General features: G+C 68.8%; 13 protein-coding genes. 9 read left to right on the top strand and 4 right to left on the bottom strand.

What is annotated here, in order from left to right; translation table 11 throughout:
* Window positions 1-150 precede the first annotated feature (150 nt).
* The 4 genes from NR810_RS48000 to NR810_RS48015 all read left to right on the top strand — a co-directional run bounded on the left by NR810_RS48000 (window position 151) and on the right by NR810_RS48015 (window position 2,592).
* Entirely contained in the window at window positions 151-774 is a 624-nt protein-coding gene (locus NR810_RS48000; RefSeq protein WP_257462551.1) for a DUF2378 family protein, read from the top strand.
* Window positions 775-1,016: 242 nt separating this feature from the next.
* Window positions 1,017-1,634: a DUF2378 family protein gene (locus NR810_RS48005; protein ID WP_257462553.1), complete on the top strand. Its 618-nt coding sequence runs from the start codon at window positions 1,017-1,019 to the stop codon at window positions 1,632-1,634.
* Window positions 1,635-1,649: 15 nt separating this feature from the next.
* Window positions 1,650-2,117 carry a ribonuclease HI gene (rnhA, locus tag NR810_RS48010; RefSeq protein WP_257462554.1) on the top strand — a complete coding sequence of 156 codons (468 nt, stop codon included), beginning with the start codon at window positions 1,650-1,652 and terminating at the stop codon, window positions 2,115-2,117.
* Window positions 2,118-2,175: 58 nt separating this feature from the next.
* Window positions 2,176-2,592, top strand: a complete 417-nt coding sequence (locus NR810_RS48015; RefSeq protein ID WP_257462555.1) for a hypothetical protein — start codon at window positions 2,176-2,178, stop codon at window positions 2,590-2,592.
* A 19-nt stretch (window positions 2,593-2,611) separates the two neighbouring features.
* Here NR810_RS48015 and NR810_RS48020 read toward each other — a convergent pair whose 3' ends face one another.
* Window positions 2,612-3,622: an NADP-dependent oxidoreductase gene (locus NR810_RS48020; protein WP_257462556.1), complete on the bottom strand. Its 1,011-nt coding sequence runs from the start codon at window positions 3,620-3,622 to the stop codon at window positions 2,612-2,614.
* 131 nt (window positions 3,623-3,753) lie between these two features.
* Here NR810_RS48020 and NR810_RS48025 point away from each other — a divergent pair, with 131 nt between their 5' ends.
* The gene (locus NR810_RS48025) at window positions 3,754-4,431 is read left to right on the top strand and encodes a TetR/AcrR family transcriptional regulator (RefSeq protein WP_257462557.1); all 678 of its coding nucleotides are present in this window, start codon (window positions 3,754-3,756) and stop codon (window positions 4,429-4,431) included.
* A gap of 163 nt (window positions 4,432-4,594) precedes the next feature.
* On the top strand, window positions 4,595-7,807 hold the full coding sequence (locus tag NR810_RS48030; RefSeq protein ID WP_257462559.1) for a bifunctional cytochrome P450/NADPH--P450 reductase: 3,213 nt from the start codon (window positions 4,595-4,597) through the stop codon (window positions 7,805-7,807).
* Window positions 7,808-7,836: 29 nt separating this feature from the next.
* Here the strand turns inward: NR810_RS48030 and NR810_RS48035 are convergent, their stop codons facing one another.
* Window positions 7,837-8,964, bottom strand: a complete 1,128-nt coding sequence (locus NR810_RS48035) for a tyrosinase family protein (protein ID WP_257462560.1) — start codon at window positions 8,962-8,964, stop codon at window positions 7,837-7,839.
* A 200-nt stretch (window positions 8,965-9,164) separates the two neighbouring features.
* Here NR810_RS48035 and NR810_RS48040 point away from each other — a divergent pair, with 200 nt between their 5' ends.
* A complete protein-coding gene (locus NR810_RS48040; protein WP_257462561.1) occupies window positions 9,165-9,650 on the top strand; it encodes a hypothetical protein in 486 nt (161 codons plus the stop codon).
* Between the two features lie 36 nt (window positions 9,651-9,686).
* On the opposite strand, the gene NR810_RS48045 is transcribed toward NR810_RS48040, so the two are convergent.
* Window positions 9,687-9,959 carry a hypothetical protein gene (locus tag NR810_RS48045; RefSeq protein ID WP_257462562.1) on the bottom strand — a complete coding sequence of 91 codons (273 nt, stop codon included), beginning with the start codon at window positions 9,957-9,959 and terminating at the stop codon, window positions 9,687-9,689.
* Between the two features lie 24 nt (window positions 9,960-9,983).
* On the bottom strand, window positions 9,984-10,160 hold the full coding sequence (locus tag NR810_RS48050; protein WP_257462563.1) for a hypothetical protein: 177 nt from the start codon (window positions 10,158-10,160) through the stop codon (window positions 9,984-9,986).
* A gap of 174 nt (window positions 10,161-10,334) precedes the next feature.
* Here NR810_RS48050 and NR810_RS48055 point away from each other — a divergent pair, with 174 nt between their 5' ends.
* Both NR810_RS48055 and NR810_RS48060 read left to right on the top strand, forming a co-directional pair.
* Entirely contained in the window at window positions 10,335-11,819 is a 1,485-nt protein-coding gene (locus NR810_RS48055; RefSeq protein WP_257462564.1) for a bifunctional metallophosphatase/5'-nucleotidase, read from the top strand.
* A gap of 33 nt (window positions 11,820-11,852) precedes the next feature.
* Entirely contained in the window at window positions 11,853-12,185 is a 333-nt protein-coding gene (locus tag NR810_RS48060; protein WP_257462565.1) for a pyrophosphohydrolase domain-containing protein, read from the top strand.
* The last annotated feature ends 143 nt before the right edge of the window (window positions 12,186-12,328 follow it).

Here is a 12,328-nt window from a genome sequence, read left to right on the forward strand (position 1 = left end):
CATTCGGGGGGGGGAGGCGTCGGCCAGGAGACGCGGGAAGAGGAGGTGAAACGGTGCTGGCTGCCAGAGGCGTGGTTAGGGTGGACCATGAGCGCTTCGCCGCGGTCGGAACCTGGGGTCCAGCGCACCGGAGGGAGAGGGATGGTGCCCATGAGCACGAGCATCTGTGAGGTCGGTGTGGACCGGGGCACGCAGGATTTGCGCGGGGACCTGGAGCGGAGGCTGTCGCTGGCGACGCCCCGGGACACGGTGCGGGGCATGTTCTGCCTGGGCACGCTGGAGGCGGTGCGGTCGCTGGCGGGCGAGGCGGCCATGCGCCTGTGCGTGGAGGCGGGGGGCGAGCCGCGCTTCGTGGAGTTCTTCAACTACCCGGTGAGCACGTACCTGAGGGTGAACGACGCGGCGGCCAGGGTGCTGGAGCCGGTGTGTGGCGGGTGGGAGGAGGCGCAGCGGCAGCTGGGGAGGCGCGCCACGGCGGACATGCTGCACTCGGCGGCGGGCAAGGCGTTGATGATGCTCTCCAAGGGGGAGTCGCGGCGGCTGCTGGGGATGTTGCCCTCGGCGTACCGGTCGGCGGTGAACTACGGGGAGCGCTCGGTGGTGTGGGAGGGGGCCTCGCGGGGCCGCATCCTCATGCGGCGCGACTTCATGCCGAGCGCGTACCACGAGGGCGTGCTGCTGGCGGCGCTGGAGCGGGTGAATGCGCGCTCGGTGTCGGTGCGCGCCTGGCGGATGGGGTTGCTCGACTGCGAGTACCTCGTCTGTTGGCAATAGAGCAACGCAGGCTTTGCGCGCCGCGAAGCGTTGGCGCCGTGCAGGCTTTGCGCCCCGGGGGCCAGGTGGGTGTCGGCCAGTGGACGCGGGGTGGGACGGTGGTGCCAGGGGACGTGCGAAGTGTGGAGCGGCGGACGGAAGGGGTGGGTTGAAACCCTCGCGGCACATACGATGCAACTCGAGGCGTCTCACGCGTGGCGGAGATGGGCCGCGCATCCTCCAGCAGCTCCGGGGTACGGCCAATGAGCATCGAGGCGGTGACGCTGATGGAAGCACCGTGCGGTTGGGAGTGGGACCTGGCGTGGCGGATGTCCATGGCGGCACCGGAGGACACGGTGCGGGGGCTGTTCTTCAACAGTGCGCTGGTGGCGGTGAGGAAGCTGGGGGGCGAGACGGTGGTGAGGCGCTGCCTGGAGGAGGGCGGGGAGGGGAAGTTCCTCGACTTCTACAGCTACCCATTGAAGGCGTTCCTGAGGCTGCTGGGGTGCGCGGCGCGGGAGCTGGGGGCGAGGTGGGGAGGAGGGGAGGCGGTGCTGCGCGAGCTGGGGCGGCACGCGAACGCGGGCTTCCTGGCCTCGCCGGTGGGGCGCATGGCGGTGCTGATGTCCTACGGCAGCCCGAGGCGGATGATGGAGAGCGTGCCGGACATGTACCGGCACTCGCTGAGCTTCGGGGAGCAGTCGGTGGTGTGGACGGGGCAGAGCCAAGGCCGCTTCGTGGTGAAGGGGGACTTCCTGCCCTCGGCGTGCCACGAGGGTGTGCTGGAAGGACTGTTGGAGTCCTCGGGCGGACGCCGGGTGCGGGTGTCGCGCGAGTGGGTGCACGAGTTGGATGGGGAGTACGCGTTCAGCTGGGGGTAGGATGAAGGGACTCGCATGTCCCTACCCCTGGTCCACATCTATTGTGATGGCGCGTGCTCGCCGAACCCTGGCATTGGAGGCTGGGGTTCCATCCTGATTTCCCCGGCGCACGGCAATGCGCGGCGGGAGCTGAGCGGGGCGGAGCCGGAGACGACGAACAACCGGATGGAGCTGACGGCGGCGCTGATGGCGCTGAGGGCGTTGAAGGCGCCGTGCCGGGTGGAGCTCTTCACGGATTCGCAGTACGTGCGCAACGCGTTCGAGGAGAAGTGGCTGGAGAAGTGGCAGCGCACGGGGTGGAAGACGTCGAGCAAGCAGCCGGTGCAGAACGCGGACCTGTGGAGGGATTTGTTGGAGCAGACGCGGGTGCACCAGGTTCGATGGAACTGGGTGAGGGGGCACGCGGGGCACGAGGAGAACGAGAGGGCGGACGCGTTGGCGGTGGCGGCGAGGCTGGCATTGGCGGCGAAGCTGGGCCGCTGAGCCAACAACCCCTCTCCCTCTGGGAGAGGGACGGGGTGAGGGTATAGAGGACCCCGAGATGGATCCACGGACCGCGGCTGACGACGAATTCCTGGCGGAGGTAGAGGCGACGACGTGGCCAGGAGAGCACTTCGGGCACCGGGAGCACCTGCGACTGGGGTGGCTGTACCTACGGGGCTGCGGGCCGGAGGAAGGCTACGCGCGGATCCGGAGCACCATCCAGAGGTACGCGCAGGCGCTGGGAGCTTCGGGCAAGTACCACGAGACGGTGACGAGGGCGTGGAGCGCGCACGTCTACAGCGCGTTGAAGGAGACACCAGGACTGGAGCCCTTCGAAGCCTTCCTGAAAGCACACCCGGAGCTGCTGAACGGGCGTCTGCTGGAGCGCCACTACCGGAAGGAGACGCTGGAGGCGGACGCGGCGAGGCGCGAGTGGGTGGCACCCGACGTCTCGCCGCTGCCCGAGTTCCCGTGAGCGGAGTGGGAGAGGGCCGTCAGTCCTTGGCGACCTCGAGCACGAGCTTGCCGGTGTTCTCGCCCTTGAAGAGCTTGAGGAAGGTCTCGGGGAAGGTCTGGAAGCCCGTGGCGATGTCCTCGCGGGACTTGAGCTTGCCGGCGGTCAACCAGCCGGCCATTTCGCGAGCGGCCTCGGCGTAGCGGTCGGCGTAGTCGAAGACGATCATGCCGGTCATGCTGGCGCGGTGGACGAGCAGGGACATGTAGTTGGCCGGGCCCTTGACGGGGCCGGTGGCGTTGTACTGGGAGATGGCGCCGCAGATGATGATGCGGGCGCGGAGGTTGATCTGCGTGAGGACGGCATCGAGGATGTCGCCGCCGACGTTGTCGAAGTAGACATCGACGCCCTTGGGGCAGTGGGTGCGCAGGGCCTTCTTGACGTCCTCGGACTTGTAGTCGATGGCGGCGTCGAAGCCGAGCTCCTCGACGATGTAGCGGCACTTGTCGGGGCCGCCGGCGATGCCGACGACGCGGCAGCCCTTGAGCTTCGCGATCTGCCCCACGACGGTGCCCACGGCGCCGGCGGCACCGGAGACGACGACGGTTTCACCGGCCTTGGGCTTGCCGATGTCGAGCAGCCCGAAGTAGGCGGTCAGGCCGGGCATGCCGAGGGTGCCGAGATAGACGGGCAGCGGAGCGATGCGCGGGTCCACCTGGGTGACGCCCTTGCCATTGGAGAGGGCGTACTCCTGCACGCCGAAGGTGCCCATGACGTAGTCACCGGCCTTGAAGCCGGGGTGCTTGCTGGAGACGACCTTGCCGACGCCGCCGGCGCGCATGACCTCGCCGATGCCCACGGGGGGGATATAGGACTTCGCGTCGTTCATCCAGCCGCGCATGGCGGGGTCGAGCGAGATGTAGAGGACCTTGACGAGCATCTCGCCTTCGCCGGGCTCGCGGACGGGCTCTTCGGTGTAGTTCCAGTCCTCGCGCTTGGGGAGGCCCACGGGGCGGGCGGCGAGGCGGAACTGGTGATTGGTGACGGTCATGGTGCTCCTGTCGGGTGGGGGACGGATGTCTTCGTCCCGCGTGAAAGCCATGGTACGGAGAGGATGCCAGTGGGGACGTTCCGATTCGGAGAGAACTGGCCAGGGAGCGTGCGAGACAGCACGATGAGGCGGTGAGTACTCGTCATGTCGCAGGCAGCGGTCGAGCGGAGATCCTCGCCGCGGCGATCCGGGAGTTCGCGGACCACGGCTACGCGGGCGCGACGACCGCGGGCATCGCCCGGCGGGCGGGGGTGACGCAGCCGCTGGTGCACCACCACTTCGGCTCGAAGCAGGGGCTGTGGCACGCGGTGCTCGGGGAGCTCTTCCAGGAGCTGCGCGCGGTGATGGAGGTGGCCCAGCGCGAGGTGGAGGGCGCGGACCGGGCCACCCGGCTGGAGCACCTGCTGCGGGCCTTCGTGTGCTTCAGTGGCCGGCGTCCGGAGCTCTCCCGCCTCATCCGTACCGAGAGCAGCGCGGGGGGCGAGGCCTTCGAGGACCTCTTCGAGAGCCGGCTCTCGGTCTCGCTGTCCTTCCTGCTGAAGGAGCTGTCCGCCGCGGTGGAGGACGGGACGATCCGTCCGGTGGACTCGCGCTTCGCCTACTTCGCCATCATCGGCGCGAGCACCCAGGCCTTCGCCCAGCCCGAGCTGGCCCGGCGCGCCTTCGGGCTGGACGTGAAGGACGAGCAGGCCATCGCGCGGTACGCGGACCTGGTGGTGGAGTTGGTGACGCGGGGACTGCGCGCCACCCCGGAGGGGAAACGCCCGGCTGCCCGGAAGGGCCCGGCATCCCGTTCGAAGCAGCGCTGACATTCTCTCCTCCCTCTGAACACACGGACTCGCCTGGCGGCACACGGACCCGCCTGACTCCCACCCGTGACGCGTGCGGGCCGGGTTGACGCGGCGCGCCCAGGTGCTTATAGATCAATAAGGCTGATTGCCCTATAAGTCCACAGGGACAGGAGTCTTCCGAATGAGCAGCGCCACGGCCCACCCCGCAATCCCCCAGCCTCGCAAGCGCCCCCTGGTGGGCAACATCCCGGACCTGGAGGCGGAGACGCCCATCCAGTCGATGATGAGGCTGAGCCAGGAGTACGGGCCCATCTTCCGGCTGAGCTTTCCGGGCCGGTCCATCCTGGTCGTCAGCTCGCACGCGCTGGTGGACGAGGTGTGCGACGAGAAGCGTTTCGACAAGTCGGTGGGGGGCGCGCTGAAGAACATCCGCGAGTTCGCGGGGGACGGGCTCTTCACCGCGTACACGGACGAGCCCAACTGGACGCTGGCGCACCGCATCTTGATGCCGGCGTTCGGGCCGCGGGCGATGCGGGGCTACTTCGACTTCATGCTCGACATCGCCGAGCAGATGCTCACGAAGTGGGAGCGGCTCGGGCCGGACGCGGACCTGGACGTCACCGACAACATGACGCGGTTGACGCTCGACACCATCGCGCTGTGCGGCTTCGGGTACCGCTTCAACAGCTTCTACCAGCGGGAGATGCACCCCTTCGTGGACGCCATGGTGCGCAGCCTCGCCGAGGCGGGGGACCGTGCGCGGCGGCTGCCGTTGCAGACGCGGCTGATGCTGATGACGCAGCAGCAGTACCAGCGGGACATCGAGTACATGCACCAGGTGGTGGACGAGGTCATCCGCGAGCGGCGCCGCAACGGGGACGCGGCCACGCGCAAGGACCTGCTCAGCCTCATGCTCCAGGGGGTGGACCCGGTGAGCGGACAGGGGCTCGACGACGTCAACATCCGCTACCAGGTGGTGACGTTCCTCATCGCCGGCCACGAGACGACGAGCGGGCTGCTGTCCTTCACGCTCTACCAGTTGCTCAAGCACCCGGAGGTGCTGGCGCGTGCCACGGCGGAGGTGGACCGGGTGCTCGGGAGGGACCCGTTGCGGAGCCCCACCTTCGAGCAGATGGGCAAGCTCACGTACCTGGACCAGGTGCTGCGCGAGTCGCTGCGCCTCTGGCCCACGGCACCGGCCATGGGCCTGGTCGCGCGCGAGAACACGGTGCTCGGGGGCACGTGGCCGGTGCGCAAGGGCGAGCCGGTGATGGTGCTCACGCCGATGCTGCACAGGGACCCCGAGGTCTGGGCGGAGCCGGAGCGCTTCGACCCGGAGCGCTTCGGTCCGGAGGCCGCCGCGGCGCTCCCGCCGAACGCGTGGAAGCCGTTCGGCAATGGGCAGCGCGGGTGCATTGGCCGGCCGTTCGCCATGCAGGAGGCGTTGCTGGTGCTGGCGATGCTGCTGCAGCGCTTCAAGCCCATCGACCACACGCGGTACCAGCTGCACATCAAGGAGACGCTGACGCTCAAGCCGGAGGGCTTCCGGATGCGCGTGCGGGTGCGGGACGACGCGGAGCGGACGGTGGTGGACCTGAGGACGGCCACCCCGGTGGCGGTGCCGGAGAAGCCGACGTGGACGTCCGGGCCGGTGGCGCGGCACGGCACGCCGCTGTTGGTGCTGTATGGCTCGAACACGGGCTCGTCGGAGGCCTTCGCCCATCGCATCGCGAGTGACGCGGCGGTGCAGGGGTACGCGCCCACGGTGGGGACGATGGATGCCTACGCGAGGCGCCTGCCGCGCGAGGGAGGCGTGGTCATCGTGACGGCCTCGTACAACGGGCACCCGCCGGACAACGCGAAGGCGTTCTGCCGGTGGTTGGAGGAGCTCCAGCCCGGGGCGCTGGAGGGCGTGCACTACACGGTGTTCGGCTGCGGCAACCGGGACTGGGCGGCGACGTGGCAGGCCGTGCCGAGGCAGGTGGACGAGCGGCTGGCGGCGGCGGGAGCGAGCCGGATGCTCACCCGGGGCGAGGCGGACGCGCGGGGCGACTTCTTCGGCGACTTCGACGGGTGGTACCAGGGTGTGTGGCCGACGCTGGGCGAGACGTTCGGGGTGGAGGCGGCGGAGACGAGCCTGGCGCCGCGCTACGAGGTGGAGCGGCTGGACCAGGTGGCGGATCCGCTGGAGCTGGCGCACGGCGTGGTGCCGATGGAGGTGTTGGCCAACCGCGAGCTGGTGGACATGACGTCACCGTTCGGCCGCTCGAAGCGGCACGTGGAGGTGCGGCTGCCGGAGGGGATGACGTACCGGACGGGAGACCACCTGGCGGTGCTGCCGGAGAACGCGCCCGAGCAGGTGGAGCGGGTGGCGCGGCGCTTCCGGTTGGACCCGGAGGAGACGGTGCTCATCCGGCGCACGCGGGAGGAGCAGAGCACGCTGCCGCTGGACAGGCCGGTGACGGTGCGTGCGCTGGTGGGCCTCTACGTGGAGCTGTCGATGCCCGCGACGCGGAACGACCTGCGGCTGCTGGCGAAGTACACGGCGTGCCCGCCGGAGAAGAAGCGGCTGCTGGCGCTCGCGGGAGAGGGAGGCGCGGGCCAGGAGGACTACCGCACGGAGATATTGGAGAAGCGGGTGAGCGTGCTGGACCTGCTGGAGGACTTCCCCGCCTGCGAGTTGCCGTTCGGGGTGTTCCTGGAGATGCTGCCGCCGATGAAGCCGCGCCGGTACTCCATCTCGTCCTCGCCGCTGGAGGCGCCGGACCGGTGCACGCTCACGCTGGCGGTGCTGGACGCGCCGGCCCTGTCGGGGCGGGGACGGTACCGGGGCACGTGCTCCAACTACCTGGCGCGCATCGAGCCGGGCTCACGGATTCCGGCGGTGGTGCGGGAGCCGCACACGCCGTTCCGGCCGCCGGAGGACCCGGGCGTCCCGGTGGTGATGATTGGAGCGGGCACGGGGCTGGCGCCCTTCCGGGGGTTCATCCAGGAGCGGGCGGAGCTGGCCGGGCGGGGGACGAAGCTGGGGAGGGCGCTGCTGTTCTTCGGGTGCGACCACCCGGACGTGGACTTCCTCTACCGGGAGGAGCTCGAGGGCTGGGAGAAGCAGGGGGTGGTGGAGGTGTACCCCGCGTTCTTCCGGCGGGAGCGCGAGGGGGTGAAGTTCGTGCAGCACCGGCTGTGGGAGGAGCGGGAGCGGGTGGGAGCGCTGCTGGATGCGGGGGCGTGCGTGTACGTCTGCGGGGATGGCCGCTACATGGCGCCCGCGGTGCGGGAGACGGTGGCGCGCATCCACCAGGAGCGGACCGGCTGCACGCCGGAGCAGGCCGCTGATTGGATGCGCGACATGGAGAAGCAGCGGCGCTACCTGGCAGACGTGTTCGGCGGGTAGATCAGTTCCAGCGGCGGGCCACGATGGCCTCACTCGTAGCGGTAGCCGAGCGCGGAGGTGTCCTCGAGGTCTCGAGGAGTGACCATGAGGCCGGCTTCATGGAAGGGCATCAGCATGGAGTCGATGTCGTTGCCGGGGTGGCCGGAGACGGGGAGGTAGGAGGGGGTGCCGTGGAGGCGCTGCCAGCGGTCCCAGATGCGGTCGACGTTGGCGTGGTGGAGGAAGAAGACGGGGTCATTGGGCGAGGTGGACAGGCCCATGGTGCCGAAGACGTAGCGGCCGTCGGAGGTGACGGAGAGCAGACCGCCGACCCAGCCGTGCACGACGTTGTGCATGGTGGGGGTGTTGAGGGGCAGGAGGACCATGAAGCCATCCGAGGCGCAGACCATGCTGAGCTGACCGGGCGGGTCCCTGAATCCCTCGAGGTAATTGCGGAAGCTCAAGGTGGAGTCGCTGGTGGTGTCATAGGGAGGGACGTCATAGAGCGGGACGGCGAGAGAGGCCCGGACCTCCTGGGGAGAGGGGAGGGTGGTGGCGGTGGGCAGGGTGCGGAAGGCGCGGACGAGCCAGGGTGAGACGGAGGGCTGCTCATTCCAGCCGAGGGGCTGGACGGTGAGAGGCCAGCGTCCCTTGCGGAAGGGGCCGGAGTGGACGGTGTACCCATCGGAGGGGTCACCATCTCCGCCCATGAAGTCATCCTGGAAGACGGAGGCGGTGCTCTCGGGGCGCGTCCAATCCCAATAGGGAACGGTGAGGTGCTTGTTGCCGCTGACGTCGCGCAGGGCGTCCTCGAAGAGGAGGAGGAACTGACGGTGCCAGGGAAGGAAGAGAGGACCGGCATGTGCCATGGGCATGGAGCCATGCGGCATGTGGGGGTCGCACACGTAGAGGGAGCGGTGCCAGTCGACGAACTGGTCGTAGTAGCTGAGGCCGGGCGAGTAGGGAGAGGGCACCTGCTTCAGCTTGAGGATGGCCCTGACGAGCTCCTTGCGCTCCTTGGGCGTGAGGGTGCGGACGTCCCTGCGAACGCGGAGGGGCCGGAGCTCGGCCTGCGTGGGAGGAGCCGCGGCGTGTGCCTCGGAGCCGAAGCCCATGAGGAACAGGCGGAACAGCACGGACAGACTAATAACGTGAATCAGGTTTCTCTGTGAATACATGTTTCCCCCCTTCAGGGCGCAGAAGTAGCACGAGGGGGGAAGAGGGAGGTGAGGAGGAAGCGGGAAAGGAGGAGAGAACCTTCCACCAAGAGACAGAGCGAGTCCCGATGCCACTGAACGAATCCAGTGAGTCCGTGGGAAGTCCCCTCTCCCTCTGGGAGAGGGCTAGGGTGAGGGTATAGCCCTACTTGGGAGAATTCATGTCACGAGCGCCCGCGGTCATGGTCTGGATGATGCTGTTCGCCACGTTGGCGGCCGGTTGCACTACCGCATCGGGGGGGAGGAGCGAGCCACCCGCGAGCACGACGAGCGGAGCGGGAGTGGGGGAGACCTGCCGGGCGCCGGACGAGCCGGGGTGCAATCCGTGCTGTGAGCAGGGGGAGGGAGGAGGGTGCACGGTGAAGCGCTGGGCGCCAGGGCCCACGAGCTCCGCGGAGGAGAACGCGGTGGAGCCCTGGTACAACGAAAACAGTTTCGAGGAGCGTTGCCCGGACCAGTGCCGGGCCTGCGCGCGGTGCTCGAAGAGGGACGAGCAGGAGCTGAAGCAGCTCGGCACGAGACCGGAATGTGATTGCACCCAGCCGCCGGGAGTCGACGCGTGCTTCACGCCGGGCTCGTGTGGCTGTTACTGCGATCGGCTGAACCGGCTGGGCCGGGCCTGTCCCGAGCTCATGCCACGCCGGTAGAGGAACAGAGGGGGGCGCCGAGCGCCCCCGGAAGCCTCACGGAGCGGGCGTGGACTCACCCTGCTGGTCCTGCTGAGGGCGCCTGACGCGCGAGAGGATGTCGATGCGGAGCTGGAGCCAGTCCATGCCTCGCGGCGTCACATAGGAATGGGCGGAGAAGTAGGTGGTCACCGTTCCGGCCCGGAGGGCGAACCGGGCCTCGCGCTTCTGGTACGTCACGCGGAAGCCGCGAACGCGGCCCACCTCGATGAGGTCCCGCGTGATGGCCCTGGCCTGCCGCTCCGCCTCTTCAGCCCACTCAGAAGACATATCGAGCAGCCTCCGGATGGATGTTCAGTTGTGCGGAGGGAAGGCGGCGGGCTGGCCGGTGCCGCCGTTGCCCTCGGGCTGGGGGCCGGACTGTTTCTCCTCGGAGGTGGAGCGGCCGCCGCCCTTGTGGCGGACCTGCTCCTGCTCCTGCTCGCCCGAGCCCTGGCGGATGTCCTTCTTCTCGTCGTTCGGGTTCTGCATCGCGTCTGGCCTCTCCTGGAGGAATTTCCCTGAAGATGGGGGTGGAGGGAGCGGCTGGCACGGGACGGGGGGCGGAAAGGACGCCTGCCTGGGGGGGCGCCGGGCGTGAACGGGGCACGCCTTGACGCGATGAGGGAGGGGGTGTGAAGGGGGGAGCGAGCACGAGCCCCGCCCATGATGAAGACCTCACTTTGCCTCCTCGCGGTTCTGTTGTTCCTCCCGGCCTGCCAGACGACGCACACGGTGACGGTGGTGGGGATGACGGACTACCACTCGCACGCGGTGCCCTTCTATTCGGAGGGAGAGCCGGGACAGGGAGGACTGGCGAGGGCGCTGGCGTACCTGAAGGAGGCGAAGTCCCGGCCGGACACGCTGGTGGTGTCGGGAGGGGACATGCTGAACAAGGGGGTGCCCACGTGGAGTGACGAGTACGGGTGCGTGGAGTGGCCGTGGCTGAACGGGGTGGTGGACGTGATGGCGTTGGGGAACCACGACCTGGACTACGGGGCGGAGAGGTTCGAGCGGTGCAGGGAGGGGCTCGAGTACCCGCTGCTGAGCGCGAACCTGGTGAGGGGGGACGGAGCGCCGTACTTCCAGGTGGAGGGGCGGCCGTACGTGGTGAGGGAGGTGGGGGGAGTGAGGGTGGGGCTCTTCGCCGTGGCGGGGCCGGACATGCAGCGGCTGGTGAAGGCGGAGAACCTGCCGGCGGGGACGAGGTGGACGGAGGCGAAGGAGGCGGCGAGGGAGGTGGTGAGGGCGCTGCGGGACGAGGAGCACGTGGACGCGGTGGTGCTCATCGGCCATCAGCTGGGCGAGGACGACGAAGCGCTGGCGAGGGAGGTGCGGGGCATCGACCTCATCATGGGCTCGCACTCGCACCAGAAGGTGGAGCTGCGGATGCTGCCGGGGACGAGGACGTACTACGTGTCGCCGTACCAGTACCTGGCCTACCTGGCGGAGGTGCGGTTGCACTTCCGGGGGAAGAAGCTGGAGCGGGTGGAGGGGGGGCTGGTGAAGCTGGACGTGACGAGGAGAGAGGACGCGGAGACGGCGGCGAAGGTGGCGGAGCTGCAGCGGGCGCTGGTGGAGAAGAGGCCGGAGCGCTTCGAGGTGCTGGGCCGTCTGACGAAACCGCTGGGGGACGAGGGCGTGTCGACGGGGGAGGCGGAGGTGGGCACCTGGGCGACGGAGGTGTGGCGGCGAGCGGCGGGGGTGCACGCCTTCTTCGCGACGTCGGCGGGATTCCGGGCGGGGTTGCCGGCGGGGGAGGTGACGGTGGAGGACTTCTACGGGGCGATTCCGTACCGGAACGTGGTGGTGACGGCGGAGCTGACGGGGGAGCAGCTGGCGGAGTGGGTGGAGCTGAGCGAGTCGAAGAAGGGGACGGACGGGTACAGCCAGCGGAGCGGGGTGCGTTACGAGGTGAAGGACGGGCGGGTGGAAGGGCTGGAGGTGTTGAAGGACGCGAACGATCCGGGGGCGGGTTACGAGCGGGTGGAGCGGGAGGGGAGGTACCGGGTGGGGACGACGGATTTCCAGGCGTACGTGGCGGCCGGGTACAAGGAGGCGCTGTCGAAAGCGAGACACGTGGAGCGTACGGCGCTGGACGTGCACGAGCTGTTGAAGGAGGCGCTGAGGAAGGGAGCGCCGGGAGGTTGACAGCCGGAAGGGGGGTCAGCGAGGAAGGGGAGCATGATCAAGCTCCCTGAAGGCGCGACGATGAAGGACTACCAGCGCTACATCCACGAGCTCGAGACGCTGCATGGATGGCTGAAGGTGGACCTGGTGCACAACTGCTTCCTGATGGGGGAGGAGATGGGGGAGTTGTTCAAGGCGGTGCGCCGGTACAACAAGCTCTTCGACGAGGGGGAGGGGACGCCGACGGAGCAGGCGCGAGCGAACCTGGCGGAGGAGTTGGTGGATGTCTTCAACTACCTGTTGGCGATCTCCAACCGGGTGGGAGTGGACCTGGAGCAGGCGTTCCGGGAGAAGAACGAGCGGAACCAGCAGCGAACATGGAGCTGATCGAGTTACGCATGCACCCTCTCCCTCTGGGAGCTGAGCATTAGTCACATTTTCAGGCCCAGCTCCTGGAGACGCTGGAGGTCATCGGCGATGATGGCCAGGGTTTTGAGACCACGGCCGATGGTGATTGAGCCGGGCGGACC

This window comes from Archangium lipolyticum (assembly GCF_024623785.1).
Lineage (GTDB): Bacteria > Myxococcota > Myxococcia > Myxococcales > Myxococcaceae > Archangium > Archangium lipolyticum.